We start from the raw sequence: 26556 nt of genomic DNA, 5'->3' as shown, positions 1-26556 counted from the left end.
TTCCGTCGATTATAGTGGTATTATATATAAGTCTGAATAAGTAAATGATTTTAGTTTGGAGGGAAAATAATGCGCGTTAATATTACTTTGGCTTGCACTGAATGTGGTGAGCGTAACTATATTTCTAAAAAGAACAAACGCAACAATCCAGACCGCGTTGAATTTAAAAAATATTGCCCACGTGATAAAAAATCTACGTTACACCGTGAAACAAAATAACAGCCCAGCTGTTTGAGGTGTGAGAAAGAAGCCAGAGCTTTGAAAAAGGTTCTGGCTTTTTTCTATTCCAAGGGGGGATGAGAGATGAAATCACAAGTAAGAAAAAAAACGATAGAGGCACTATCTGCTGTATCAAATGAAGAGCTTCTTCAAAAAACCGCACGAATATACAAGGATTTATTTTCCATTCCTGAGTGGCAAAATGCCAGCACCATTGCCGTCACCATTTCCAGAGGTCTGGAAATACCGACTCGTCCCATAATTGAGCAGGCTTGGGAAGAAGGGAAACAAGTTTGCATTCCAAAATGCGACCCGGAAACGAAGAATATGCAATTTCGCACATATCAGACCGATGATCAGCTTGAAATCGTTTACGCCGGACTTCTTGAGCCGGTGATTGAAAAAACAAAAGAAGTAAAGCCCTCACAAATTGACCTGGTCATTGTTCCGGGCGTTTGTTTTGATACTGCCGGGTTTAGGATCGGCTTTGGCGGCGGATATTATGACCGTTATTTATGCGGGTATAAAGGGAAGACAGTCTCATTGCTTTTGGAGTGTCAGCTGTTTGCACATCTTCCCCGTCAGTCCCATGACATCCCGGTACATAAGCTGATAACAGAGAATCAAATGATTTCTTGTTTTTCATAACTTTCCTGCTCCTTATTCAAGAATAAATAAGAAAGAATAACAAATCCTATTGACAGGAGGGATATGATGAAAAAATTTATGATTTATGCCATTTTCGCCGTTTCTGCCGTCATGTTTTATCAAAACCGCTACCGGCTTATGAATACTGTACTCAGCCAGCCGGGAATCAGACGGTCTTTTATTCATCTCTTTTTAAGAATTCCGTTTATCCGCAATAAGTTTATACAGCAAGCTTTCTAAAATCCCGTCAAACGGGATTTTTTGCTTTTAGTAGGCGTTTTTTAGCGCCAGCTGTTATAATGAGAAAAAACCATTGGAGCGGTAAACATGTATTTGCTGGAGTATACATACTGGAACATCGCGGCTCACCTAGTGAATAGCGGGTATGGCGTCATACAAGCCGGTGAGTCTGATGAAATATGGATGGAAGCACCGGACAAGTCCTCTCATGATCTGGTTCGCCTTTTTAAGCATGACCTTGATTTCCGTCAAGAAATGGCAAGAGATATCGAAGAGCAGGCTGAACGGGTAGAGCAAGTCAGAAAGCAACTTGGCAGACGGAAGATGAAGCTGCTGAATGTATGTTTTTCACAAGAAGCCCCTGTCGATGACTGGGAAGAGATTGCCGAAAAGCCTTTTGAGAAGGGCACTGTGTCAGTTGAACCGGCGATTGTGAGGGGGACAATGCTTCGTGATGACCTTCAAGCTGTTTTTCCATCATTTCGTGCAGATGCCCGCGATTCGTTTGAAGACGCGCAAATGGCGAGAGAACGCTTCCTGTCGCTCGTGCTGAGACAAGAGGAACAGAGAAAAAAGGAAGCGGCGTTTTTTCAAAATGGAAAACCGATCTTTACATATGTATTCATCGCGCTTCAGATCTTGATGTTTTTCTTGCTTGAACGAAACGGAGGCAGCACAAATACGGAGACGCTGGTCGCCTTTGGAGCGAAGGAAAACAGCCTCATTGCATCAGGAGAATGGTGGCGGCTTCTGACTCCGATCGTGCTTCATATCGGCATTGCGCATTTAGCGTTTAACACACTGGCTTTATGGTCGGTCGGTACAGCCGTTGAGCGGATGTACGGATCGGGCAGGTTTCTGCTGATTTATCTGGCGGCTGGCATTACGGGTTCGATCGCAAGCTTTGTGTTCAGCCCGTATCCTTCAGCAGGAGCTTCGGGAGCCATATTTGGATGCTTAGGCGCATTGCTGTATGTTGCTTTGTCAAATCGGAAAATGTTTTTAAGAACAATTGGCACCAATATTATTGTCATTATTATCATTAACCTGGGCTTTGGTTTTGCAGTTTCGAATATTGATAATTCGGGACATATCGGCGGCTTGATTGGCGGCTTTTTCGCAGCAGCCGCACTTGGATTGCCAAAAGCCGGAGCCTTTGGAAAAAGAGTGCTGTCAGCGGTTTTGCTGATCGCTTTGACGGTCGGGTTTTTATATTACGGATTGCATTCGCCTTCTCATCAGGAGTCAGCGCTGATTCAGCAGGCAAGCGAGCTTTATCAGGAAGGAAAATATGAAAAAGTAACGGAATTGCTGAATGGAGAAGCGGAGCAAAAAGATGCTTCAGCCGATCTGTTGAAAATTCTGGCTGTTTCAGATATTCATATCGGCGAATATGACCAAGCGATTTCTCTTTTGGAAAGAGCAGTGAAAAAAGACCCTAAAGACCACGCCTCATATTATTATTTAGCCTCGTTGTATGCTGAAAAAAATGAGCTGGGTCAAGCTGAAAAGGCGATCAAATCGGCTCTGAACTTAAAGCCGAAGGAGCAGCACTACAAAGAGCTGCAGCAGCAAATTGAACACAGTAAAGAATCATAAACGGAAATGCCTAAGAGGGAGGCTTTGCTGTTTGTCAGGGGTTTCTACTTGACTGGCCGCTTCCATATGAATACGCTTAAGATAGTTAAAATCAAGAATGGTGAAGAAAATGAATACATTTTATGATGTGCAGCAGCTGTTAAAAACATTTGGCCACATCGTTTACTTTGGAGACAGAGAGCTTGAAATTGAGTTTATGCTAGATGAATTAAAGGAATTATACATGAACCACATGATTGAGAAGGAGCAGTGGGCCAAAGCCGCGGCTGTCCTTCGGAAAGAATTGGAACAAACAAAAAAACGAAAGAGATAGATGTAAAGGTTAAGGTGATAAAAATGGACGAAATATGGTTTGCAGGCATTGACCTGGGAGGAACGACGATTAAACTCGCTTTTATTAATCAATATGGTGAAATTCAACATAAGTGGGAAGTCCCGACTGATAAAACCGGTGACACCATTACAGTTACAATCGCAAAAACAATCGACAGCAAACTGGATGAGCTGCAAAAACCGAAGCATATCCTCAAATACATCGGAATGGGCGCACCAGGCCCTGTAGATATGGCGGCAGGAGTCGTTTATGAAACGGTAAATCTGGGCTGGGAAAACTATGCATTGAAAAATCATCTGGAGACAGAAACAGGCATTCCGACTGTTATCGAAAACGACGCGAATATAGCAGCGCTCGGAGAAATGTGGAAGGGAGCAGGTGACGGTGCAAAAGACGTCATTCTCGTGACACTTGGCACTGGAGTTGGCGGCGGCATTATTGCAAATGGTGAAATTGTCCATGGCATCAACGGCGCCGGCGGAGAAATCGGCCATATTTGCAGCATTCCTGAAGGCGGGGCGTCTTGCAATTGCGGTAAAACAGGCTGTATCGAAACGATTGCGTCAGCAACGGGAATTGTAAGAATTGCAAAAGAAAAAATAGCAAATGCTAAAAAGACGACACGTTTAAAAGCAACTGAACAATTGTCAGCGCGGGATGTGTTTGAAGCGGCGGGTGAAAATGATGAAATTGCCCTTGAGGTGGTTGATTATGTAGCCAAGCACCTTGGTTTGGTGCTAGGAAATTTGGCAAGCTCGCTTAATCCGTCAAAAATCGTTCTTGGCGGCGGTGTTTCGAGAGCCGGAGAACTGCTGAGATCAAAAGTCGAAAAAACATTCCGCAAATGCGCATTTCCGCGGGCAGCCCAAGCAGCTGATATTTCAATCGCAGCACTTGGTAATGATGCCGGTGTTATCGGAGGCGCTTGGATCGCTAAAAATGAATGGCTGAAACACCAAAATTGTTAAAATTGTGTAAATGAAATTGATTTTTTGTTGTGCTCAGGTTAAGATTTAATTTGATGTGTTAATGAGAATGTTGGGAATAGACTGATTTTTTGAGCGTGCTGCATAGGAGGTTGAAATGCGAAAAACGTTTTTTTCGAAGATTTCATTTATGCTGATTGCCATTTTATTGATGTGGCTGAAAACGTATGCTGTTTACAAAACCAGTTTTCATATTAAAATCGACAATCTAACGCAGGAATTTATTCTGTTTATCAACCCATTGAGCTTTTTGCTGCTCATCTTTGGCTTTGGCCTTTTTTTAAAAGGCAAAAACAGAAATCGCTACATGATCGCGGTGAGCTGTCTTGTTACGTTTGTATTGCTGGCTAATATGGTTTTTTACCGTTTTTACAATGATTTCTTAACCATCCCTGTCCTTTTTCAAACGAGCAATATGGGTGATCTCGGAAGCAGCATCGGAACACTTCTTGAGCCGACAGACCTCCTATTGGCTGTAGATATCGCTGTTTTAATATGGCTTCACATCCGGCAGAAAGCTTTTCAATCGGACATTCCCTCCACGAAAAATGACCGGGCCGCATATTTTCTATTCGTTGCGTCTGTTTATTTCTTCAATCTGGGGCTGTCTGAAGCGGAAAGACCTCAGCTGTTGACACGCTCATTTGACAGGGAAATGCTTGTTAAAAACATCAGCCTGTTTAATTTTCATATTTACGACGGTGTTCTTCAGTCAAAGCAGTCCGCACAAAGGGCGTTGGCTGACAGCAACAGCCTCACGGAAATTGAAAACTACGTAACGGCTAATGCGAAAGATGCCAACAAAAGCTTGTTCGGCGCTGCAAAAGGAAGAAACGTCATTCTTGTATCCTTAGAGTCGACGCAAAGCTTTGTGATCAATGAAAAGGTGAATGGAGAAGAGATCACGCCTTTTCTGAATGACTTTATTAAACAGAGCTATAACTTTACTAATGTTTACCACCAAACCGGCCAGGGGAAAACATCGGATTCTGAATTTATCGTGGACAATTCATTGTATCCGCTTGGACGAGGCGCTGTATTTTTTACAAATGCGGGCAACCAATATATGGCCGCACCTGAAATATTGAAAAGCAGCGGCTATTACTCGGCGGTGCTTCATGCTAATAATAAAAGCTTTTGGAATCGTGACTTAATGTACGACTCGTTTGGATATGATTCGTTTTTTGATATTCAGTCGTATGACGTAACCGACAAAAATTCAGTCGGCTGGGGACTTAAGGATAAAGAATTTTTTGAGCAGTCTTCAGAGCTGATGAAAAACTTGCCTCGGCCGTTTTACTCGCGGCTGATCACACTGACGAACCACTTCCCGTTTGATCTTGATGAAGAGGATCATTTGATTGATGAATATGATTCAAGCAGCCAGACGCTAAATAAATATTTCCCGACAGTGCGCTATCAGGATGAGGCGCTGAAACGGTTTATCGAAAAGCTGAAGGAAGACGGGCTATACGACAACTCTATCATCGTATTGTACGGTGATCATTACGGAATATCGGAAAACCACAATGAAGCGATGGGGCAATTTTTAGGGAAAGAGATTACACCGTTTGAAGAAGTGCAGCTCCAAAAAGTGCCGCTTGTCATTCATATTCCCGGGATGACCGATAAAAAGCCGCAAACCATTGAAACAGTAGGCGGACAGATTGATATCAGGCCGACGCTGATGAATCTTTTAGGAATTGATACGAAAGATCACATTCAATTCGGCAATGACCTGCTTTCAGATGAAAAACTGGACTTTACGGTGCTTCGGGACGGGAGCTTTATTACGGATCAGGTCGTTTACACAGATGGTGCTTGTTATGACAAAGAGACCGGAAAGCCGCTAAAAGAGGCAACACAATGTGATGCTTTTGCCGATAAAGCGAAACAGGAGCTATCACTTTCCGATGAAATCATTTATGGGGATTTGTTACGCTTTTATGATCAGAAACGGCTGGACAATACGCCAAAACGAAAAGAAAAACAAATGCTAGATCAGGCATCATAACCACAATGTCTCCCGCATCAAAGTGAGCGGGAGGCTTTCTTTTTTTTAACACGCTGTCATATAGTAACAAAAAAGGGGGATAATGATGGCGTTTATTACGGTGAAACCTGAGATCAAGCACAATTTAGCCAAAGTGGCGAGAGAGCTGAAGATAGACGAGGAATTGCTTAACATTGCAAATCGCTTTGCACAGAAAGATCAATTGTATTGTCCTGGTTACATTATAGAAGAGCAGAACGACAAGGAGCTGCAAACCATTGAGGACATAAAGAGCTTTTTGCAGCCTTGGCAGCTGGACCTTTCTGATAGCTGGGTGAAGCAAGAAAAAATCTATGATCATTCAGCTGTTGAAAAGGAGATAAAGAAAATCATTGATGTGTTTCCGTTTGTTTCATGCCGGGAAATCGGCCGGTCTGTACTCGGCAGGCCAATCTGGGAGCTGAAGACTGGCGGGGAGCATGCCGCAAAAAAGGTCCATATGAACGCCTCATTTCATGCGAATGAGTGGATTACAACGTCAGTCCTGCTGAAATGGTTTAAGGAATACTGTATGTCATTATGCTGCGGCTCTTCTTTTTTCGGCTTTTCTCCCATGAAGCTGTTCAGCAGCACTTCCTTGTCTCTCGTGCCTCTTGTTAATCCGGATGGCGTTGATCTTGTCTTATGCGGAACAGAAGGTATGGGGGCCAGGAAGGATGAGCTCGAAAGGCTAAATGGCCATCGTCCGAATTTTAATGAATGGAAGGCGAATATAAACGGGGTCGATTTAAATAAACAATTTCCGTCGCTATGGGAAATTGAAAAATACCGCAAACCGAAAGTGCCCAGCTACCGTGATTTTCCGGGAATTTCTCCGCTTACGGAACCGGAATCCATTACGATGTACCGGCTGATAACGGAGAATCCGCCTGACAGACTGCTGGCTCTCCATACCCAGGGAGAAGAAATTTATTGGGGCTATAAAGGACTTGAGCCAGAAGAATCTGCTGCTGTCATAAAGGATTTTGAGAAGGTAAGCGGGAACATTTATCAAGGAATAAGGGATATAGACAGCTATGCTGGATTTCGCGATTGGTTTATTCACCATTATTTTAAAGAAGGGTATACGGTGGAACTTGGAAAGGGTCAAAATCCTTTGCCGTTTCAGCAGTTTTCACATATTTATAACGCGACAAACGGCATTTTGTGGAGGGCGTTATTTTTTCATGTGTAACTGAAACTTTTTCTTTTTTCTGCCGAAGTAAATATGAGACAATAAAAGATGATCGGGGGGAAGGCTGATGAGATCAGTTTGTTTTATTCTGCTGTCAGCGTTGCTGTTTAGTTTGTCGGCATGCGAACCATCTCATCAGCAGCAACAAGCATCAGCGGCAAAAGATGAGGGAAAAGATATCATACCGCTTTCCGCAGAAAAAGCAGACGGAGCGGAAGGATGGCTTAATGACAGCACAATATTATATACCGCGTCTGATCCGACGAAAACGGAGCTTTATACGTACCGCATCTTTACCGGGAAAGCGAAAAAGCTCTATCAAACAAATGGCCAGATCGTTGATGTTCAAATCAATCCAAGGAAGCAGATGATTCTGCTGCAAATCACACACAGCCATAAGACTGCAGTGGTTTTGCTTAATGCAAAGGGAGAGCTGCTCTACCAAAAAGATTATGAAACGTATGAGCTGGAGGCTGCTTGGAATCAATATGACCCTTATCAAATGATGGTTACGGTATTCTCTGAAAACTGGGACTTCCATACATATCAGGTGAATGCTAAAAAAGACGAGTCTAACTTAAGTCCGGTACAGGTTCCGTTTATTCATTGGACATCGAAAAACACATTTGATTATGTAAAAGAGGGAAGAGATGATAAGTCAGGCTCTTTATATACGTTTGATACAGAAACGAAAACGGAACAGAAGCTTGAGGATGACGTTCTTTTCTTTGATTCTTTCCATCAAATGAGTTTTACTGTCAAAGCAGATTCCAAAGAAAAAGGGATGTATCAGTTTAAAACACCGCAAACAAAATATCCAGTTACAGTGGAATGGCCGCTCCAAACGAAATATACTAGTTTGGCTCCGATGGAGTATGACTATGATGAAGGAGAAGGCCTGTTTTATACGTTTAGGGAAAGCGGCGATGCGTATAAGCTCGCAGCTGTCAATGTAGCAACGGGGAAGGCTAAAGATCTTTTTTCTTTGCCGGAAATGGAGCCGATTCAAATATCTCCGAACGGGAAATATGCATTATACGGCTTTCATTTTGAGCAGATTATGTTATTGAAATCACATGAAACGAAGCAACTCATCATTGATCACAAGGAGATGGAATAACGATGGCTATCGCAGATGTAACCATTATCCCAATCGGTACGGAAACACCTAGTGTCAGTGCTTATGTGGCCGATGTGCAAAAGATTTTAGAAGAGTATAAAGCTGAAGGGAAAATCAAATATCAGCTGACACCTATGAATACGCTGATCGAGGGAGAACTGAGTGACCTTTTCACAGTCATTCAGGCTATTCACGAAGCGCCGTTTCAACAAGGGCTGCACAGAGTGGCAACTAACATCCGCATCGATGACAGGCGTGACAAAAAAACAACGCTTGAAAGCAAAATAGAAAGTGTCAATAAACATTTACAGCAATAAAATAAACCTGTATCCGATCGGATACAGGTTTTAATGTGCGGTTGGATAGCCGCTGTTTATCACCGTCATCACGGTAAACCAGCCAAAGACAAATAAAGTGGCTCCGGCCAATAAAAATCCAAGTATATTTCTATTCTTCACAGAACGCAAGACTCCCCATAAAGCGAAAAGAGCGACAAGGCCGAAAATCACGACAAGTAACATTACGCAGCCCCCTTTTACATTGAAAAACCTGCAATTCTTTCCAGTTTTATTCTACCTGTTTTTTATAGGTTTGTCGATAGCGTTTTCATTGCGATTGATTGAATCTTTTTTCAAAAACCTTCATAATAGGAGGATAAAAAAGAAAAAGGTGATAAAAGTGAAATGGAGACGAATGCCGGTAGGGCCGATTCAAGCGAACGCATATTTTCTCATCAATGAGGATCAATGCCTGATTTTTGATCCGGGCGGTGAAGGAAATAAAATCAATCAATACATAAAAGAAAAAGGGCTGACGCCTTTAGCCATTTTACTTACACATGCCCATTTTGACCATATTGGGGCGTTAGACGAAGTGAGAGAAAAATGGGATATTCCTGTTTACCTGCATCAGAATGAAAAGAATTGGCTTACGGACGCCTCTTTAAACGGGTCCGGCATGCTGCGGGGGATAGAAGTCACAGCTAAGCCCGCAGACCATCTGATTGAAGGAGACGGTGAACTGAATATCGGGCCGTTTCATTTGAAAACATTATTTACGCCGGGACATTCGCCAGGCAGTGTTTCTTACTATGTGAAGGATGCAGACTTGGTGATCTCTGGAGATGTCCTGTTTCAAGGCGGCATCGGGCGTACAGATTTAATAGGCGGTGATCAAGAGACGCTGCTGACGTCCATTCATGAAAAACTGCTTACGCTGCCGGAGGACACGCTGGTGTTAAGCGGCCATGGCCCTGAAACAGACGTGCGGACAGAGCAGGATCAAAATCCGTTTTTAAATGGGTTTTCACTGTGAAAAAGAGACAAACCGATAAGGTTTGTCTCTTTTTGCATTTAATGCCCTCCGCCGCCGGGCACCATAATAAAAATCGAGTAATATGTAAAGCCGGCGAAGAAGATCGTTAAATAGGCGCCAAAAATATAAATATACATGCGTTCAGTTAAGTTCAAATACGATAGGAATACAAATAAGATTGTCTGACCAAAAAATAAAAGGGAAGCATCTTTCATATCACCCAAATAAAACATGACTGCAAAAATTCCTGTCCAAAATCCTAACACCCGGAACATGCGATTCATTTTTATCCCCTCCCGAGAGTCCCTCTGATGTTTATTATAATAGATCGCATCTAAAAATGTAAACATTTTCATTACTTATATACAAATGGAATTTATCTTTCTATTATATGAATGATTTTTTTAAAATAACTCAAAAAAACTTTTCCTAAATGGTTTAAATGAAAAATGATCCGGGTAGTTATTCTACAAAGAGATGGTTAACTGAGGAGGAAAAAAAAGAATGGAACAAATCATTTTTTACTCATATCCAAGCTGTACGTCATGCCGGAAAACAAAACATTGGCTAAAGGCGCATCAAATTGAATTTAATGAACGGCACTTATTCAGAGAAACTCCCACTGTAGAAGAATTAAAGTACATTTTATCGTTAACGACAGAGGGAATCGATGAAATTTTAGCAACAAGAAGCCAGACATTCAAAAATTTGAACTTAAACATTGAAGAGATGACGGTAAATGAGGTGCTGGAACTTTTAGTTGATAAGCCGAAGCTTTTGAGACGGCCGATTCTTGTGGACAACAAAAAACTGGTGATTGGTTATAATCCGGGAGAACTGTTGAAATTATCAAAAAAGAAAACGGTTCATCAATCTGCATGATGAAAAACCGAAGATCCGCTGATTTAGACGAATCAGCTTATCTTCGGTTTTTCACCTGTTCAGAAACTGGGCTAGCTGGATTCGAACCAACGATCACGGAGTCAAAGTCCATTGCCTTACCGCTTGGCTATAGCCCAGTGATGTAAACATAGTATGTGCAGAGGCAGACGCGTTATACACATATGAAAATATATTTTCAAAAGACAGGAGGGAGCTCATTAAGATGATGGCTCTTGATCAGCATATAACAGAGCATAAAGAAGATATTATAAAACAATGGCTGGAAGCTTGCACGGCAAAAGGAAGCCGGCTGCATTCCGCTAAAGATCAGCAAAAATTAGAAAAAAAGTTAAAAGACCAGCACGAAGCATTAGTGACCATCGTGGCGAAATCCCTTAGAAAGGCAGAAGGCGTAAAGGATGAGCTCAATCGATGGTCTCTTCAATGCGCCAGAGACCGTGCCGTTCATGAAGTGACTGTAACAGAAAGTGTCGGTCAGTTTAACGCGTTCAGGCAGATCATGTTTGAATGGATTTTGAAATTCAGCGAAGCGTCTTCTCAGGAGAACAGCATTCGGAATATGTATGAGTGGAGCAGGATGTTGAACCAAACCATTGATGAGATCATCGAAGTGTTTACTGAAGAGTATCACCAGGTCACCATGATCCAATTAAACGCGCAAAAAGAAATGATTAATGAATTGAGTGCGCCGATTATTCCGATAACTGAGGGGGTAGGGATCCTTCCGCTTGTCGGTGAAATTGATACGTACAGAGCGAGAACGATTTTGGAATCGGTGCTGCAACAATGTTCGGCGTTAAAGCTCTCGTATTTGTTTTTAGATATTTCAGGCGTACCTATCGTCGATACAATGGTGGCCTATCAAATTTTTAAAGTGATTGACAGCACCAAGCTGCTTGGCATTGAGACGATTATTTCAGGAATCAGGCCGGAAATTGCCCAAACTGTGGTGAAGCTTGGTCTGGATTTTTCGAATGTGAAAACCGAGCAAAGTCTCGCTAAAGCCTTGGCCAATAAAGGATTTAAGATAGAAGAGCGTTGATGGCGTTCATTTATCTTATAATAAAGAAGCTGAACAGCCACCTTCAGGCTATTCAGCTTTTTTAACTTCTATAAATGAAATGTGGTGGCTGTCGATGTCTTTTACCTTAAAAGAGTAGCCGTCATAGTCAATGATACTTTCAGGCTCGGCGTCTATGTTTTGTGTCAGAAACCAGCCGCCCAAGGTATCCACTTCTGTATCTGATAAATCTGTTCCAAGCAGGTTGTTTACATCGCTGATTAATAATTTTGCGTTTAATAAGTAGTGATCCTTTCCAAGCTCGCGAATAGGAGGCACTTCATCCGCATCAAATTCATCGCGGATTTCTCCAACAATTTCTTCGATAATATCCTCGACAGTGACCAAACCGGAAGTCCCGCCATATTCATCAATGAGGATGGCCATATGAGTGCGTTCCTTTTGCATTTTCACCAGTAATTTATAAACAGGAATCGTCTCAATCACGTGGATAACAGGTTGAATGAAAGGTTCGATTTGCTGTTTTTTGAGTGAAAAATCTTTCGTCAGCATGGAAAACAGCACTTCTTTCATATTGATTACACCGATGACGTTATCTTTATCCTCTTTAACGACTGGGTACCGTGTATATTTTGTTTGCTTCACTGTTTCCTTCAGATGAGGAATGGAATCTTCATCAAGTGACAAACTGACCATCTCATTTCGCGGCACCATGATTTCCTTTGCCATCCGTTTGTCAAACGTGAAGATATTATTCATATATTTCAATTCACTTTTTCTGATTTCACCGCTTTTATAGCTTTCAGCCAAAAGAACCCGCAGCTCTTCCTCCGTATACGCCAGTTCATGCTCTGATGCAGGCTTCAGTCCAAACGCCCCTGTAATCAACCGGGCAGAGTGGTTCAGCAGCCAAATGAATGGAAACATGATCTTATAAAACCAAATAAGCGGTTTGGCGAATAGCAAGGTAATGCTTTCAGCTTTTTGAATGGCGAAGCTCTTTGGCGCCAGCTCTCCGATGACAACATTTAAATACGTCACCGCTAAAAAGGCGATAACAAGTGAAAGAAGATGAGTAAGCGACTCATTTAACCCTGCTTTATGAAAAAGCGGCCGAAGCATGGTTTGCACAGTCGGTTCCCCAAGCCAGCCCAGTCCTAAAGCTGCGACTGTGATGCCCAGCTGGCAAGCTGATAAATATTCATCAAGGTGAGTGATGACATGCTTTGCTGCTTTAGCGCCTTTCTTGCCTTTAGCAACAAGCTGATCAATTCTCGATCGCCGGACTTTTACGATCGAAAATTCTACGGCAACAAAAAATCCTGTTAACAAAATGAGAATAGCGACTGCTAGTAAATTGATAAATTCCAAAATAACTGCCTTCTCCAAGGAAGGCATGCACCTCCCTTTTCCGATGTCTTTCTACATTCCATACCACCGCAAACTGCTCACAAAACATGTGTTAAAGAGGCTGATTGGTTTAGTAATGCTTTTCTTGGGCAATTAAAGAATAAAGAACAAAAGTTTGGAGGAGCTTGTTATGAAGGCACATACGGGAAAGGATTGGTTTTGGTACCAAATGGGCCCGCAGGAAAGAAATAAGGCAAGAGATCTGATCCATTTTTCTCACTGGCCTCAATGTGAAAAGTGGTTTGAAAATAATCATCATATTAATTTTTTGCGAGTAGACACGACTGAAACGGATAATGAAGCGGTATTTGGCTCGATTGTATATGATCAGGGGCTTGGTGAGGAAAAAGACCATACCGTTTTTCACTTTTATATTACCAGACAATATTTCTTTACCATTAACTTTGATTTTTCGATTTTGAAGGGGATCAAGGGAAAACAAGTTGTTCAGCAAATGGAAAGAGCCGACAATGCGATAGAGGGATTTTTGATTCTTCTCGGGGAGTTAATGAATGCGTACCTAATCGGTGTTGATGAATTTGAAGTAAAGCTGAGAAAGCTAAGATGGCAAATCAAAGACGACAATAGCAAAAGCATTTTAAACCGCGTTCATCTTCTGCGCCATGAGCTGATGATCTGGAAAAACTTAATCCTAAGCGCTAAAAAAATTGAAATGGCGTTGAAAGAAACCTTTTTGCCGGAAAATGAAGAAAAAAAGGACTATCAGCGAACCCGCCTGAAAATCGACAGGGGATTTACATACATCAGTGAATTTGAAGGAGAGCTTAACAATCTGCTGCATTCAGAGGAAGTCATTACCTCTCACAGGGGAAATGAAATTGTAAAAGCACTGACCATTTTCACAACGCTTTTTACGCCGATTACAGCACTGGGCGCTCTCTGGGGGATGAACTTTTCAGTGATGCCTGAGCTAAATTGGAAATACGGATATCTCTTTTCTCTCTTATTGATTATCACGTCTACGGTTCTCATCTACCTATATTTGAAGAAGAAAGGCTGGACGGGAGATATGCTGCAGGAACGGAAGGAGAAAAAGAAATCTCGTAAAAGGCGGATACTGTAGAGTATTTGATTTTTTGTGCAGCGAATAAAAAATAAATCGAACCCGGTAAAGGAGGAGTGGGTAGAATGCTGTAAACCAACCGCTTCAACTGCAATATCGGTTCTATTCATGGGACACTTCAAGGGATTGTTTCTGACCGGGATACTGTGACGAGATGCTTAGCTGAAATTTAGATGAATGCAAAGCAAGTGACATCATGAGGGGTGACATCGTATACGGCCATCTTGATATGTCTGCTGAAGAAGCGGAGCAGCTTATGGCAGAACGCCCAAATTCCCGGTTTACCGATTCTTGAAAACGAACGAATCGCCGGCATTGTTGCATTAGGCGATCTTTCCGTTAAGAAAGATACTGATCAAAAAAACGGAGAAGCATTAAGTGAAATTTCAAATCAGCATAATAAAAGATGAAGTGAAGCAGGCGTGATGATGATCATGCCTGCTTTTTGGAGAAAATAATGAAATCAAGCAGGTCATGTAGCTAAAAACCATCTTTTCTTCCATCAGAAAATGATTTTCGTCATATAACACCTTCAGGAAATCACTTTTTCCCAGTTTGATTATGGGTCCTTCTTTTTCTACAATACGAATTGAAAGGAGGGGGAATCAATTTGGATTCAATAGAAAAGATAAGCAGAACCTTGATTGAAGAGGCATATATAACGAAGGCTTCTGATATTCACATTGTGCCGAGGGAGCGTGACGCTATCATTCATTTTCGAGTGGATCATGCCTTGCTGAAAAAAAGGAACATGAAAAAAGAAGAGTGTGCAAGACTGATTTCCCATTTTAAATTTCTCTCAGCAATGGACATAGGAGAAAGACGAAAACCGCAAAATGGCTCCCTTACGTTAAAGCTTGAAGAGGGACATGTTCATTTAAGAATGTCAACGCTCCCCACAATTAATGAAGAAAGTCTCGTAATCAGAGTGATGCCTCAATACAATATCCCTTCAATAGACAGACTGTCACTATTTCCAAAGACAGGAGCCACCTTACTCTCTTTCTTAAAACATTCCCACGGCATGCTCATTTTTACCGGGCCGACTGGTTCGGGCAAGACCACCACATTATATGCTCTCGTTCAATATGCAAAAAAACACTTTAATCGAAATATTGTCACACTGGAGGACCCTGTTGAAACAAGGGACGAGGATGTTCTTCAAGTACAGGTGAATGAAAAAGCAGGCGTGACCTATTCCGCAGGGCTGAAAGCGATTTTGCGCCATGACCCGGATATGATTATTTTAGGTGAGATCAGAGACGCGGAAACCGCTAAAATTGCTGTGCGGGCAGCGATGACGGGGCATCTGGTGCTGACGAGCCTTCATACGAGAGATGCGAAGGGCGCGATTTACAGGCTGCTTGAATTCGGCATCAATATGAATGAAATCGAGCAGACTCTCATTGCAATAGCTGCTCAGCGTTTAGTTGATTTAGCTTGTCCGTTTTGTGAAAACGGTTGTTCATCGGTGTATTGCCGCCAGTCACGGAACACCAGGAGAGCAAGTGTTTATGAGCTCCTTTACGGAAAAAATCTTCAGCAATGCATTCAGGAGGCAAAAGGAAATCATGCAAATTACCAATATCAAACACTCCGTCAAATTATCCGAAAAGGAATTGCGCTTGGCTACTTGACGACCAACAACTATGACCGGTGGGTTTATCATGAAACAGATTAGAAAAACTTGGACGTTAAAGGATCAAGCACAGTTATTAAAGCGGCTCGGTGAAATGACGGCGGGCGGATATACACTTCTGGATGGATTGCATCTGATGGAACTCCAGATGAATAAGAGGCAGGCTGATGCCTTGGCTGACGCGGTCACACGTTTGAGGGAAGGGGCTCCGTTTTATCAAGTATTACAGAGCTTGTCATTTCATAAGGAAGCCGTAGGTATTTGTTATTTTGCTGAAACACATGGAGAACTGCCTGCTTCCATGATCCAGAGCGGAGAGCTGCTGGAACGAAAAATGGCACAGGCGGATCAGATGAAAAGGGTGTTGCGGTATCCGCTTTTTCTCATCTTCACTGTTGCTGTCATGTTTTATATATTACAGTCGATCATCATTCCTCAGTTTTCCGGTATTTATCAATCGATGAATATGGAAACCTCACATTCAACTGACATGCTTTTTGCTTTTTTTCAGCATTTTGATCTTGTGATCATTTTGCTGGTTCTTTTTGCAGCAGGTATCGGGCTTTATTATTGGCTTGTGTTTAAGAAAAAATCACCTGCCCGGCAAATGCTTATTTGTATCAGGTTACCTTTGATTGGACAACTGATCAGGCTGTTTAACAGCTACTTTTTTTCTTTGCAGCTAAGCAGCCTTTTACAATCAGGTCTCTCCATTTATGACAGCCTTAACGCATTTAAACATCAAACGTTCCTCCCTTTCTACCGCAGCGAGGCCGAACAGGTGATTGAACGGCTGAAAGCTGGTGAATCAATTGAAGCCGCTATTTGTAAAAGTCCTTTTTATGAAACTGATTTTTCAAAAGTCATATCTCACGGACAGCTGAACGGCCGTCTTGATCGGGAGCTGTTCACATACAGCCAATTCATATTGCAGCGGATGGAGCACAAGGCGCAAAAATGGACAGGCATCCTGCAGCCGATCATTTATGGGTTTGTTGCAGCAATGATCGTCATTGTGTATTTATCTATGCTTTTGCCCATGTATCAGATGATGAATCAAATGTGAAAGGAAGAGGCTGATGAACGAAAAAGGATTTACACTTGTTGAAATGCTGATTGTGCTCTTTATTATTTCGATATTGCTTTTAATTACGATACCGAACGTCACAAAACATAACCAAACCATTCAGAAAAAGGGCTGTGAAGGCCTGCAAAACATGATTAAGGCCCAAATGACCGCATTTGAGCTCGATCATGAAGGGCGAACACCGAGCCTGGCTGATTTGCAGTCAGAGGGTTATGTGAAAAAGGATGCAGTTTGTCCAAACGGGAAGCGCATTATCATCAGTGGCGGAGAAGTTAAGGTTGAACATTAAATTAAACGAGGAGAAGGGATTTACTCTTTTAGAAAGCTTGCTTGTGTTAAGTCTCGCCTCTATCCTCTTGATTGCCGTGTTTACCACACTTCCTCCTGTTTATGCTAATACTTCTGTTCGTCAGGCTGCATGGCAGCTAAAAAACGACATTATGCTTGCGCAGCAGACCGCAATGTCCACTCATCAAAGAACAAACATTCTCTTTCAGAGAAACAATTATCAATTAGTCATGGGTGATACGGTAATTGAACGGCCGTATGCATTGGGACTTTCTATAGAACCACAGACATTAAAAGACCGTTTGGAATTTAATGAGAAAGGTCACCCGAATTCAGGCGGAAAAGTAAGAGTAAAAGGACATACTGCCTATGACATAACAGTTTATTTAGGGAGCGGGAGAGTCAATGTGGAGAGAAAATAAAGGTTTTTCTACAATTGAAACAATATCTGCACTAAGCCTGTGGCTGTTTCTGCTGCTGACAGTCGTTCCTTTATGGAACAAGCTGATAGCCGATGAAAATATGGCAGGATCTCGTGAAATCGGCTACCAGATGCTGAATGAAAGCATTAGCAAATATATGATGACTGGTAAAGGAACTGCTCCAAAAACGGTTACAAACAACAATATTAATTATGAAATGAAGTGGGAGGAGGAGGGGGAGTATCAAAACGTGTGCATCTCAGCATCAGTTTATAAAGAAAAACCATTTTGCCGCAGCATTCTGCGGACAGACTGGCTATACGCTTCTTAACGTCTTGTTTTCACTTTCCGTCTTTTTGCTCATATCAGGTTCGTTAGCTGCTATCTTTCAGCTGTTTTTGTCACGACAGCAGGAACATGACGGTTTCACACAGCAAGAATGGATGATATCGATGGAACAGATGATGAATGAGTGCAAGCAGTCACACGCTGTTAAGACAGCCGAGCATGGGAGCGTGCTGATCTGCACCAATCTGTCCGGCCAAGATATCCGTTTTGAAACCTATCATTCCATGATAAGAAAAAGGGTAGATGGTAAAGGGCATGTTCCGATTCTAGATCATATTACAGCCATGAGAGCTGATATTGAAAATGGGGTTGTTTTGCTCAACATTAAGAGTGAGAACGAAAAAATGTATCAAACTGCTTTTCCGGTTTACCCGTATTTAGGAGGAGGATAAATGTACCGCACGAAAGGGTTTATTTATCCAGCTGTTCTGTTTGTCTCCGCACTTGTATTGCTCGTTGTGAACTTTACTGCTGCTCAATATGTTTCACGCTGCTTGTTTGAAAAGGAAACAAAAGAATTTTACACAGGAGAGAATTTGCTTCAAAATGGCGCTCTTCTATCAATTCGGCATGTTCTTGAACAGAGGAAAGGGCAACAGGGTTCACAGCAGTTTACATATGGGCAGGTTTCTTATCGTATTCACGATACGACCAAAAAAGAGCAAAAAGAAATCAGCCTAAGAGCGTTGACGGAGTCTGGAACAGAAAGAACTGCACAGATCGTGTTTGATCAAAAGCAGAAAAAACTGCTGAACTGGACTGAATAAAGCAGAGAAAAGAGTATAAAAAAAGTCATGTGAGCCGACACTTTATAATAATTGAATGATGAGGTGATTACGTGAAAACGAATGATTATGTCAAATATATGACTCAGCAATTTGTCAAATATATAGATACCCCGAGGGATGAGCGGAAAGAAAGAAAAGAGGTTCGGAAAGAAATAAAAACGCCTGTTTCCCAGCACTGGTTCGGTATTTTACCCTATGGTTTCAAGCTATGGCTGAAGCGGAAAAAATAATAGCGAATATAACGAGTAAGGTCCTTCAACAATGGAGGACCTTATTGATATTCTTCTAATATGACAATTTTATTAACTTTTTGGCTATAGGGATCGAATGAAATTGTCACAAAAACGCCGAATTCCTTTGATCCTTCCCTCAGCGTTAAGTGATATTGCTTCACGGCTTCATCTTTTCTTTTGCGGTCCCATACCTTTTGTTTGAACAGTACCTGTGCGAGCGGGTACCTTTTTTTTGCTTCTTTTACTGCAAGAGCTTCCCATTTGGACATGTGGCGGGCGGTTACAAGCGGTGTTTCTTCTGCGTGAGCGGCAGCGGTGCCGAAAACGAGAAGAGAAAGACAAATCACACATTGTTTGATCATCATGCTGTCACCCTTTCTTTGTTTATGATTACCAAATCAAAAATCGATATGCATTTCGTTATCCACTTGTAGTTCCAAAAATTTCAAAAAACAAAAAGGTGAGCAATATGGAGCAAGACTTTGTAATATGGCGGAAATATTCTTTTTAACGAACAAAATGAGCGATTTTGGTAGTTTCCAATCGATTAATCGTTGATTATACTCTAGTTGCATGGTTCTTTAAAAAGAACAATTGTCATATCCAGTGACAGTGTTTTACAGGGGGTAAGATATGTTTCGATTGTTTCGCAATCAGCAACAGGCAAAGACGAAACAGAAAGTTCTGCTTATGTTTCAGCTTTCAGTCATTTTCAGTCTGACTGCCGCCATATGCTTACAATTTTCCGATGATACAAGCGCCGCTTTTCATGATATTGAAACATTTGACGTCTCGTTTCAAACGTGTACAGACTTTCAGCATACAGATAAAAGCTGCCATTATGATAAACGCTGGGATCAAAGTGATTTGCACCTATCAGATCAAACGGATACGAAAGGCACTGTATGCTCACCTATCGCTTTATTTGCTGAGCTCGAAAATACAGGTGAGAAACTTAGCAAATCAAAGTGGAAGTGGGAGCTTCATAAGCTGAAGAATGCCCGCAAACCGTTAAAGGATGGGAACGTAATCGAAAAAGGATTCGTTTCCAATCAAATTGGCGATTCACTTTATAAAATTGAGACGAAGAAAAAAATGAAACCCGGCATTTATGCATTTAAAGTATATAAACCGGCCGGCTATCCAGCAGACGGCAGTATTTTTGAGTGGTCGGAGCCTATGACGATTGCAAAGTGCGATGAAAAACCGACAGTCCCGAAAAAAGATACGAAGGCGGCCGTCAAAAAGAAGAAGGAAACAGCACAAAAAGATAGACAAGAAAAACCAAATAAAGAAGATACCTCTCAAGAAGCAGTAACAGATGAAAAAGAAGCCAAATCAGTTCAGAAAGAAAGTGGTGAAGAAGATGAAAAAAGCAATGAAGCTGATCAGTAATATTCTCTACGTGATTATCTTTACTCTCATTATTGTGCTGACACTTGTCGTGATTTCAACACGTTCATCCGGGGGGGAGCCCGCAGTGTTTGGATACACGATGAAATCAGTTCTGTCAGGTTCGATGGAGCCGGAGTTCAACACAGGGGCCTTAATATTGGTTAAAGAAATCACTGATGTGAAGGATCTCCAAAAGGGTGACGTTATTACATTTATGCAGGATGCAAATACAGCGGTCACCCACAGAATAGTTGACGTGACGAAGCAAGGAGACCATTTGTTATTTAAAACAAAAGGGGACAATAACGCGGCAGCTGATTCAGAGCTTGTATCAGACGAAAATGTCCACGCGCAATATACAGGTTTTCAGCTTCCGTATGCGGGCTACATGCTTCATTTTGCCAGTCAGCCGATCGGGACTGCTATTTTATTGATAGTCCCCGGCGTGATGCTGCTGGTGTACGCTTTTGTGACGATCACAAGCACGATTAGAGAAATTGAAAGAAAGACAAAAGCCTTGGAAACAGATACAAAGGACAGCACGATGTCTACTTAACATCAGTTGTAAACCTGGCAACAGGTTTCGATATAATATCATTTTAATAAAAGGGGAGTTTGCCATGAGTATGAAAAAGAAATTAAGTTTAGGAGTAGCTTCTGCGGCGCTAGGATTGGCTTTAGTTGGAGGAGGAACTTGGGCAGCATTTAACGACATTAAATCAACGGATGCTGCTTTTGCATCAGGTACGCTTGATTTATCTGCTAAAGAAAATTCAGCGAATGTTAACCTGTCAAATCTTAAGCCGGGAGACAAATTGACAAAGGACTTCCAATTTGAAAATAACGGCTCTCTTGCGATCAAAGAGGTGTTAATGGCACTGAATTATGGTGAATTTAAAGCAAACGGGGGCAGCAATACATCTGCAGAAGATTTTCTCAGCCAGTTTGAAGTGACCTTATTGACAGTTGGAAAAGAGGGCGGAAATGGATACCCGAAAAACATTATTTTAGATGATGCCAATCTAAAAGACTTGTATTTGATGTCCGCCAAGAATGATACAGCGGCCGCTGAAAAAATCAAAAAACAAATTGATCCTAAGTTCTTACATGCAAGCGGTAAAGTCAATGTAGCAACAATTGACGGTAAAACCGCTCCTGAATACGATGGTGTTCCAAAAACACCGACTGATTTCGATCAGGTTAAAATGGAGATCAAATTTAAAGATGACAAAACAAAAGATGAAAAAGGGCTAATGGTTCAAAATAAATACCAAGGCAACTCTATTCAGCTTCACTTCTCGTTTGAAGCGACACAATGGAATGGTTTGACAATTAAAAAGGAACATACGGATAAAGACGGTTACGTGAAGGAAAATGAAAAGGCGCACAGTGAGGATAAAAATTAATAGCAGCATTAAAAAAGAGACGGCCCGGTATATCATATACCGGGCTGTTTCTGTGTTTATTGACAAAAGAGGAGTTAGCGCCTCTGCTCAGGCACTACTCCTCTTTTTGGGATTTTTTCCATTTTTGATAATCTAAAAATTCACGAAATTGTTTTTTCGATACCCCGGATGTCATTGCATCCCGAACCAATTTCTCCCATTCACTATCTAATTGACCATCGTATTCGGTTTCATGTTTCTCATCGAGCAAAGTATGAACCGAGACGTCCAGAACAGCGGAGACTTTTTCGAGAAATTGAATGGAGGGGTTCGTTTGTAGATTTCGTTCTATTGAGCTTAAATAAGACTTCGCTACCCCAGCCTTTTCGGCTAGTTCTGATAGTGAGTAGCCTTTTTCTTTACGGTATTGTTTAATACGCTGGCCAATCAATGTCATCACCTTCCTTGTGATATTATAGCACATTCAGAAAGGATTTACGGTATGACTTCTAGCTGCCGGACCAGGATGAGAAGACTTTTTGTTTAAAAGTAAATATTTTCGTATTTCTTCAGGGCTGATATTTGCCTCTTTGGCTTTCAGCATTAATTCAACCCATTCTTGATCTAATTCGAAGTGCTCTTGTTTTGCATTTTTCATGCAGTTTCTCCTCCTAAAATACTTGTTTATGTATTTCAGCCAGTCCGGCCATGCCTCATTGTATGCCTTCATTGGTCTCTGGAAGTCATTTCCCATTAAATTGCCAGAATTTTTTTCCAATATATCTTTATTATAAACGCATTTTTTCAAAAAAAACGAGAATGATGTCGAATGGTAAAAAAAGTTAGCCTGACATATTATTTTGCAAATAAAATAATCCGCCATTTTCAATTCCAACTGATATCTTTGGTTGATACAAGGCTTTCAGCGCCTGTTTTTCCAGATGATACTCTTCTGGTTTTTCTTCTATATGCTCATAAAACTTGTCAAGCAATATCATATCGTTTTTCCACCTGGTTACCGCCTGCTCTGCCCAGTCTGACGGCTCCTGCATGGCGGATTTGGCAATATAATGTTCCATCCGTTTAAGGCCGCTTTCTGGTTTGATCATAGGTGATATGGTGAAGCAATAATCACATATTTGAGACGTGAGTGAAAGCTGTGTCAGCTTGCTTTGAAAGTCTTCAATGATGGTTCCAGAGACTAGGTGAAGACCTAGTGACAATAGCTTATCCTTTTTCATGTCGGACTGGTATGAAATCGTGACGTTTATACCAAGCCAAGGCTGAAGTGGGACTTTAGCTCCGGCTGATTCAATTTTCTCATACATTCTGGTAAATCTCCCATTTTGTTTAACTGCTTTAAATATTTGAAAGAGACGGGGCGCCCCAAAATAAATAAATTCTCCGTCTAGGTCTTTTGGTGTGTTTTCTTTATCTGTAATAAAAGTGATTTTCATCGGATTCGGATCGCCGCCAGTCTTCTCGCGCCAGTGCCAGTAGAAAGGGCGGTTCATGATTTGTTTGTCCATTTCAACTGTAAGCTGCACTGTCATATAGCCTAAGCTTTGATCGATGATTTGGCAGCTGTTTGCTTGGAAAAAACGCAGCAGAAAATCGTGAACCTCTTGCTGTCTCACTCGTAAAACCTCCTCACAGGCTAAGATCCTCTTTTTTCAGCAGGCTGCTGTTCTTTATAAGATAAAAATGAGGTTAAGTTATCCATTTTTATTTTCATTTCTTCTTCAGTTGCTGAATGGTACAAAATGTCGTGCAGGTGCTCTTCAAAATTGTTCACTTGAATTTTCGTTAAAATATCATCAAGTTCACCGACCACTTTTTCAAACAAATGAATTTTCTCATATAACAGCTTTAAAATATGCTCCTCCACCGTATGTTTTGTCGCCATGTTATAAATGTGCACGTCACGCTCCTGCCCGAGCCTGTGGATTCTTCCGATTCTCTGCTCCAAACGCATCGGATTCCATGGCAGGTCATAGTTGATCATGTGATTGCAAAATTGCAGGTTGATTCCCTCACCGCCGGCTTCAGTTGCAATCAGAACTTGGATTTTCCCGCGGAAAAGATCCTTCATCCAGTCTTTTTTCCCGCGTTTAAATCCGCCTCTGAACGGCACAGAACTGATGCCGTTTTGCTGTAGAAACCATTGCAGGTAAATCTGGGTTGCCCGGTATTCTGTGAAAATGATGACCTTATCGTCTATCTTTTTGATCAGGTCAACCACTTGAAGCGCTTTAGAGTTTTGTGTCACTTGATTGATGCGATCTATTAAAATCGATATGGTGTGCTCATCAATGGCTGGTGCTTGTTTGTCTTTTTGATCGAGCATTTTTTTCAGCGTCATATAGACTGCTTCTCTGCTCGAACAGCACTCCCTTTGCAAGGTCATAATCGAGAACATGCTGGCCGGCTTGTTGATGGCTTCCTTCAGACTGGAAATCTCATCGTAAAGCGCCTGCTCCGTTGGAGAAAATTCGATTGGCACTGTTTCAACATGACGCTGTTTCCAATTCAGTCCGGTGTCATGCCGCCTGTTGCGGATCATCACCTTATTCACAAGATCTTTTAAATGCTCATGCGCTTCTAAACTGGATTTCTTCTTGGCGAACTCTTCCTGAAAGTGATTCTGGCTGCCTAAATGGCCCGGCTTTAATAAGGACACTAAATTGAAAATTTCTTCGATACGATTTTGGATCGGCGTCGCGGTAAGAAGCAGGCAATATTTTTTTACGAGATTCTGGACGAATTCATAGTTCTTCGTTTTGCTGTTTTTCAGTTTGTGCGCCTCATCAATAATGACGAGATCGTATGGAATTGACAGGACGATTTCGCGGTGGGGCGAACGCTTTGCGGTGTCGATTGATGAGACGACAATATCGCATTGCTCCCACACATAGCTTTTCTTTTGTTCAACAGCCGGGATCAAAAATTTTTCCTGAAGCTCTTTGACCCACTGTGAGACAAGGGAAGCAGGCACAAGGATCAATATTTTTTTTGCTAAACCGCGAATCATGTATTCTTTTAGAATCAGGCCGGCTTCAACAGTTTTCCCGAGACCCACCTCATCTGCTAAAATTGCTTTCCCGTTCATTTTTTCAACCACTTTTTGCGCCACCTCAAGCTGGTGGGGGAGCGGTGTAAAGGAAGGCAGGTATAAAGGGGCCCGTAAGCCTTCAAATTCAGGAATGGCTAATGTTTTCTGGATTTCCGCAGAAAGCTTGTACAGTTCCCAGTTCGCCCACGGTCCATCATTTTTCAGTCTTTCGGCGAATTCGTCAGGCCATTTTGCATCGTAGATCATTTCTGTGTCCATTGCTTTGAAACCGCCTTTCTTATTCTTCGATTCTTAAAATGAACAATATAGAAAATCTGCCCAAATTGCTGTTGCCCAGCATATCATGATGATGGTAGGATATGAGTATGTATTTGATGTAAGATATTGCTATAGTATGTCCATAACAGCATGAAAATATGAGCGGATGACAGCAAGGGGAGAGACCTGACCGAAAAACTCGGGATACAGGCGCCGAAGGAGCAAACTGCGGAGTGAATCTCTCAGGCAAAAGAACTCTTGCTCGACGCAACTCTGGAGAGTGTTTGCGTGAATGCGCAAGCCACCAAAGGGGACGTCTTTGCGTATGCAAAGTAAACTTTCAGGTGCCAGGACAGAGAGCCTTCATTTTATATGAGGTGTTTCTCTGTCCTTTTTTGTATCGTTTTTTAGCTGCACCGTTGAAAAAGGGGAGGAATTTGATGCTGAAAAGAACGCCGTTATTTGAACTGTATAAAGAATATGGAGGGAAAACAATTGATTTCGGAGGCTGGGAGCTTCCTGTTCAATTTTCTTCTATAAAAAAGGAACACGAGTCTGTCCGGACTGCGGCCGGACTGTTTGATGTTTCTCATATGGGAGAAATCGAAGTGTCCGGAAACGACAGTCTGTCATTTTTGCAAAAGCTGCTGACAAATGACATTTCCGCATTAACGCCGGGCCGTGCGTTATATACGGCGATGTGCTATCCGGATGGCGGAACCGTCGATGATTTACTTGTCTATCAAAAAGGAGAGAACCGCTATCTGCTTGTCATTAATGCTTCTAATATAGATAAAGACCTGGCATGGATGAAAGAACATGCAACAGGTGATGTGCAGATTGATAATCAGTCAGATCAAATTGCGCTCTTGGCTGTTCAAGGGCCGAAAGCAGAAACAATTTTTAAAAAACTGACAGCATCAGAGGTGTCTGCTTTAAAGCCGTTTTCGTTTATTGATGATGCTGATATCAGCGGCTGCAAAGCACTCATTTCGCGCACCGGCTATACGGGTGAGGACGGGTTTGAAATTTACTGCCGTGCTCATGATGCAATGCCTTTGTGGAAGCAAATCATTGATGCGGGTGAGGATTACGGACTGATTCCATGCGGACTCGGCGCACGTGATACGCTCCGGTTTGAAGCGAAGCTCCCGCTCTACGGCCAGGAGCTGACACGGGATATTACACCGATTGAAGCAGGTATAGGCTTTGCCGTAAAGCACAAAAAAGAGTCTGACTTTTTCGGTAAGTCAGTATTGAGTGAACAGAAAGAAAACGGGGCGAAGCGGAAGCTTGTCGGCCTTGAAATGATTGAAAAAGGAATACCGCGGCACGGGTATGAAGTGTTCCATAATGGTGCTTCCGTCGGAAAGGTGACAACCGGCACGCAGTCACCGACATTAGGGAAAAACGTCGGCCTTGCCCTAGTTACTGCGGAAGCGAGTGAAATCGGGACAGTTGTAGAGGTGGAGATTCGTACAAAATTAGTGAAAGCAAAGGTTGTCAAAACACCATTTTATAAACGCTAATATTTT

The 26556-nt window shown here is 41.9% G+C and carries 34 protein-coding genes, 1 tRNA gene, 1 pseudogene and 1 riboswitch; of the genes and pseudogenes, 27 read left to right on the top strand and 9 right to left on the bottom strand.

Going from position 1 to position 26556, the window contains the following annotated elements; translation table 11 throughout:
- Positions 1-69 precede the first annotated feature (69 nt).
- The 10 genes and pseudogenes from rpmG (at position 70) to G4P54_RS13035 (ending at position 8690) form a co-directional block, all read left to right on the top strand.
- Positions 70-219 (top strand): 50S ribosomal protein L33, encoded by a 150-nt coding sequence (gene rpmG, locus G4P54_RS13080; RefSeq protein ID WP_003153056.1) that lies wholly within the window; start codon positions 70-72, stop codon positions 217-219.
- Positions 220-303: 84 nt separating this feature from the next.
- Positions 304-867 carry a 5-formyltetrahydrofolate cyclo-ligase gene (locus tag G4P54_RS13075; protein ID WP_167872880.1) on the top strand — a complete coding sequence of 188 codons (564 nt, stop codon included), beginning with the start codon at positions 304-306 and terminating at the stop codon, positions 865-867.
- Between the two features lie 66 nt (positions 868-933).
- Positions 934-1107 carry a hypothetical protein gene (locus tag G4P54_RS13070; RefSeq protein WP_032682100.1) on the top strand — a complete coding sequence of 58 codons (174 nt, stop codon included), beginning with the start codon at positions 934-936 and terminating at the stop codon, positions 1105-1107.
- An 87-nt stretch (positions 1108-1194) separates the two neighbouring features.
- A complete protein-coding gene (yqgP, locus tag G4P54_RS13065) occupies positions 1195-2706 on the top strand; it encodes a rhomboid protease YqgP (protein WP_167872879.1) in 1512 nt (503 codons plus the stop codon).
- Between the two features lie 109 nt (positions 2707-2815).
- Positions 2816-3032: pseudogene (locus G4P54_RS13060) on the top strand (YqgQ family protein).
- 10 nt (positions 3033-3042) lie between these two features.
- Entirely contained in the window at positions 3043-4008 is a 966-nt protein-coding gene (gene glcK / locus G4P54_RS13055; protein ID WP_024715052.1) for a glucose kinase GlcK, read from the top strand.
- Between the two features lie 115 nt (positions 4009-4123).
- Positions 4124-6040, top strand: coding sequence for an LTA synthase family protein (locus G4P54_RS13050; RefSeq protein WP_167872877.1), 1917 nt, complete (start codon positions 4124-4126; stop codon positions 6038-6040).
- An 82-nt stretch (positions 6041-6122) separates the two neighbouring features.
- Positions 6123-7253, top strand: a complete 1131-nt coding sequence (locus G4P54_RS13045; RefSeq protein ID WP_167872876.1) for a M14 family metallopeptidase — start codon at positions 6123-6125, stop codon at positions 7251-7253.
- 67 nt (positions 7254-7320) lie between these two features.
- Entirely contained in the window at positions 7321-8373 is a 1053-nt protein-coding gene (locus G4P54_RS13040) for a YqgU-like beta propeller domain-containing protein (RefSeq protein WP_167872875.1), read from the top strand.
- Between the two features lie 2 nt (positions 8374-8375).
- Positions 8376-8690 (top strand): MTH1187 family thiamine-binding protein, encoded by a 315-nt coding sequence (locus G4P54_RS13035; protein ID WP_167872874.1) that lies wholly within the window; start codon positions 8376-8378, stop codon positions 8688-8690.
- A gap of 30 nt (positions 8691-8720) precedes the next feature.
- On the opposite strand, the gene G4P54_RS13030 is transcribed toward G4P54_RS13035, so the two are convergent.
- Complete coding sequence (locus G4P54_RS13030; RefSeq protein WP_014114408.1) at positions 8721-8894, bottom strand: DUF2759 domain-containing protein; 174 nt, start codon at positions 8892-8894, stop codon at positions 8721-8723.
- Positions 8895-9051: 157 nt separating this feature from the next.
- On the opposite strand from G4P54_RS13030, the gene G4P54_RS13025 reads away from it, so the two are divergent.
- A complete protein-coding gene (locus tag G4P54_RS13025; protein ID WP_167872873.1) occupies positions 9052-9687 on the top strand; it encodes an MBL fold metallo-hydrolase in 636 nt (211 codons plus the stop codon).
- Between the two features lie 38 nt (positions 9688-9725).
- On the opposite strand, the gene G4P54_RS13020 is transcribed toward G4P54_RS13025, so the two are convergent.
- The gene (locus tag G4P54_RS13020) at positions 9726-9971 is read right to left on the bottom strand and encodes a DUF2626 domain-containing protein (protein WP_003226300.1); all 246 of its coding nucleotides are present in this window, start codon (positions 9969-9971) and stop codon (positions 9726-9728) included.
- A gap of 220 nt (positions 9972-10191) precedes the next feature.
- Here G4P54_RS13020 and mgsR point away from each other — a divergent pair, with 220 nt between their 5' ends.
- Positions 10192-10569, top strand: a complete 378-nt coding sequence (mgsR, locus tag G4P54_RS13015) for a transcriptional regulator MgsR (protein ID WP_032682101.1) — start codon at positions 10192-10194, stop codon at positions 10567-10569.
- 66 nt (positions 10570-10635) lie between these two features.
- Here mgsR and G4P54_RS13010 read toward each other — a convergent pair.
- Positions 10636-10706, bottom strand: a tRNA-Gln gene (locus G4P54_RS13010).
- Between the two features lie 86 nt (positions 10707-10792).
- Here G4P54_RS13010 and G4P54_RS13005 point away from each other — a divergent pair.
- Positions 10793-11632 (top strand): STAS domain-containing protein, encoded by an 840-nt coding sequence (locus G4P54_RS13005; RefSeq protein ID WP_024715059.1) that lies wholly within the window; start codon positions 10793-10795, stop codon positions 11630-11632.
- Between the two features lie 48 nt (positions 11633-11680).
- On the opposite strand, the gene G4P54_RS13000 is transcribed toward G4P54_RS13005, so the two are convergent.
- Entirely contained in the window at positions 11681-13009 is a 1329-nt protein-coding gene (locus G4P54_RS13000; protein ID WP_024715060.1) for a hemolysin family protein, read from the bottom strand.
- A gap of 142 nt (positions 13010-13151) precedes the next feature.
- Here G4P54_RS13000 and corA point away from each other — a divergent pair, with 142 nt between their 5' ends.
- The 10 genes from corA to G4P54_RS12950 all read left to right on the top strand — a co-directional run bounded on the left by corA (position 13152) and on the right by G4P54_RS12950 (position 18907).
- A complete protein-coding gene (gene corA / locus G4P54_RS12995; protein WP_024715061.1) occupies positions 13152-14105 on the top strand; it encodes a magnesium transporter CorA in 954 nt (317 codons plus the stop codon).
- A 203-nt stretch (positions 14106-14308) separates the two neighbouring features.
- A complete protein-coding gene (locus tag G4P54_RS12990) occupies positions 14309-14515 on the top strand; it encodes a CBS domain-containing protein (protein WP_240939667.1) in 207 nt (68 codons plus the stop codon).
- A 200-nt stretch (positions 14516-14715) separates the two neighbouring features.
- Positions 14716-15786 carry a competence protein ComGA gene (comGA, locus tag G4P54_RS12985; protein WP_167872872.1) on the top strand — a complete coding sequence of 357 codons (1071 nt, stop codon included), beginning with the start codon at positions 14716-14718 and terminating at the stop codon, positions 15784-15786.
- A complete protein-coding gene (gene comGB, locus G4P54_RS12980) occupies positions 15773-16810 on the top strand; it encodes a competence type IV pilus assembly protein ComGB (RefSeq protein WP_167872871.1) in 1038 nt (345 codons plus the stop codon). Before comGA ends, comGB begins: the two co-directional genes overlap by 14 nt.
- Before the next feature lie 13 nt (positions 16811-16823).
- Positions 16824-17120, top strand: a complete 297-nt coding sequence (gene comGC, locus G4P54_RS12975; protein ID WP_024715064.1) for a comG operon protein ComGC — start codon at positions 16824-16826, stop codon at positions 17118-17120.
- Positions 17110-17541: a competence type IV pilus minor pilin ComGD gene (comGD, locus tag G4P54_RS12970; RefSeq protein ID WP_167872870.1), complete on the top strand. Its 432-nt coding sequence runs from the start codon at positions 17110-17112 to the stop codon at positions 17539-17541. The genes comGC and comGD overlap by 11 nt, the downstream gene beginning before the upstream one ends.
- Positions 17525-17872: a competence type IV pilus minor pilin ComGE gene (comGE, locus tag G4P54_RS12965; RefSeq protein WP_167872869.1), complete on the top strand. Its 348-nt coding sequence runs from the start codon at positions 17525-17527 to the stop codon at positions 17870-17872. Before comGD ends, comGE begins: the two co-directional genes overlap by 17 nt.
- 4 nt (positions 17873-17876) lie before the next feature.
- Entirely contained in the window at positions 17877-18281 is a 405-nt protein-coding gene (gene comGF / locus G4P54_RS12960) for a competence type IV pilus minor pilin ComGF (protein WP_476693165.1), read from the top strand.
- Positions 18282-18656 (top strand): competence type IV pilus minor pilin ComGG, encoded by a 375-nt coding sequence (gene comGG, locus G4P54_RS12955; RefSeq protein WP_167872868.1) that lies wholly within the window; start codon positions 18282-18284, stop codon positions 18654-18656.
- Between the two features lie 71 nt (positions 18657-18727).
- Positions 18728-18907, top strand: a complete 180-nt coding sequence (locus G4P54_RS12950) for a YqzE family protein (RefSeq protein WP_024715069.1) — start codon at positions 18728-18730, stop codon at positions 18905-18907.
- A 41-nt stretch (positions 18908-18948) separates the two neighbouring features.
- Here the strand turns inward: G4P54_RS12950 and G4P54_RS12945 are convergent, their stop codons facing one another.
- Positions 18949-19275, bottom strand: coding sequence for a YqzG/YhdC family protein (locus G4P54_RS12945; RefSeq protein WP_167872867.1), 327 nt, complete (start codon positions 19273-19275; stop codon positions 18949-18951).
- Between the two features lie 268 nt (positions 19276-19543).
- Between G4P54_RS12945 and tapA the strand changes: the two genes are divergently transcribed.
- The 3 genes from tapA (at position 19544) to tasA (ending at position 21711) form a co-directional block, all read left to right on the top strand.
- Entirely contained in the window at positions 19544-20305 is a 762-nt protein-coding gene (gene tapA / locus G4P54_RS12940) for an amyloid fiber anchoring/assembly protein TapA (protein WP_167872866.1), read from the top strand.
- Positions 20289-20861, top strand: a complete 573-nt coding sequence (sipW, locus tag G4P54_RS12935; protein WP_167873877.1) for a signal peptidase I SipW — start codon at positions 20289-20291, stop codon at positions 20859-20861. Before tapA ends, sipW begins: the two co-directional genes overlap by 17 nt.
- Positions 20862-20925: 64 nt before the next feature.
- The gene (gene tasA, locus G4P54_RS12930; RefSeq protein ID WP_024715073.1) at positions 20926-21711 is read left to right on the top strand and encodes a biofilm matrix protein TasA; all 786 of its coding nucleotides are present in this window, start codon (positions 20926-20928) and stop codon (positions 21709-21711) included.
- 94 nt (positions 21712-21805) lie between these two features.
- Here tasA and sinR read toward each other — a convergent pair whose 3' ends face one another.
- The 4 genes from sinR to G4P54_RS12910 all read right to left on the bottom strand — a co-directional run bounded on the left by sinR (position 21806) and on the right by G4P54_RS12910 (position 25021).
- Positions 21806-22141 (bottom strand): transcriptional regulator SinR, encoded by a 336-nt coding sequence (sinR, locus tag G4P54_RS12925; protein ID WP_024715074.1) that lies wholly within the window; start codon positions 22139-22141, stop codon positions 21806-21808.
- 33 nt (positions 22142-22174) lie between these two features.
- A complete protein-coding gene (gene sinI / locus G4P54_RS12920; protein ID WP_024715075.1) occupies positions 22175-22348 on the bottom strand; it encodes an anti-repressor SinI in 174 nt (57 codons plus the stop codon).
- A 184-nt stretch (positions 22349-22532) separates the two neighbouring features.
- Positions 22533-23327, bottom strand: a complete 795-nt coding sequence (locus tag G4P54_RS12915) for a YqhG family protein (RefSeq protein WP_167872865.1) — start codon at positions 23325-23327, stop codon at positions 22533-22535.
- Positions 23328-23347: 20 nt separating this feature from the next.
- Positions 23348-25021 carry a DEAD/DEAH box helicase gene (locus G4P54_RS12910; RefSeq protein ID WP_167872864.1) on the bottom strand — a complete coding sequence of 558 codons (1674 nt, stop codon included), beginning with the start codon at positions 25019-25021 and terminating at the stop codon, positions 23348-23350.
- A 166-nt stretch (positions 25022-25187) separates the two neighbouring features.
- Positions 25188-25289, top strand: a riboswitch (glycine riboswitch).
- Between the two features lie 172 nt (positions 25290-25461).
- On the opposite strand from G4P54_RS12910, the gene gcvT reads away from it, so the two are divergent.
- Positions 25462-26550 (top strand): glycine cleavage system aminomethyltransferase GcvT, encoded by a 1089-nt coding sequence (gene gcvT, locus G4P54_RS12905; protein WP_167872863.1) that lies wholly within the window; start codon positions 25462-25464, stop codon positions 26548-26550.
- Positions 26551-26556 lie beyond the last annotated feature (6 nt).

Origin of the sequence: Bacillus tequilensis (assembly GCF_012225885.1) — a bacterium.
GTDB lineage: Bacteria > Bacillota > Bacilli > Bacillales > Bacillaceae > Bacillus > Bacillus tequilensis.
The sequence above is the reverse complement of the archived record's forward strand: the minus strand, read 5'-3'. Positions and strand labels throughout refer to the sequence as shown.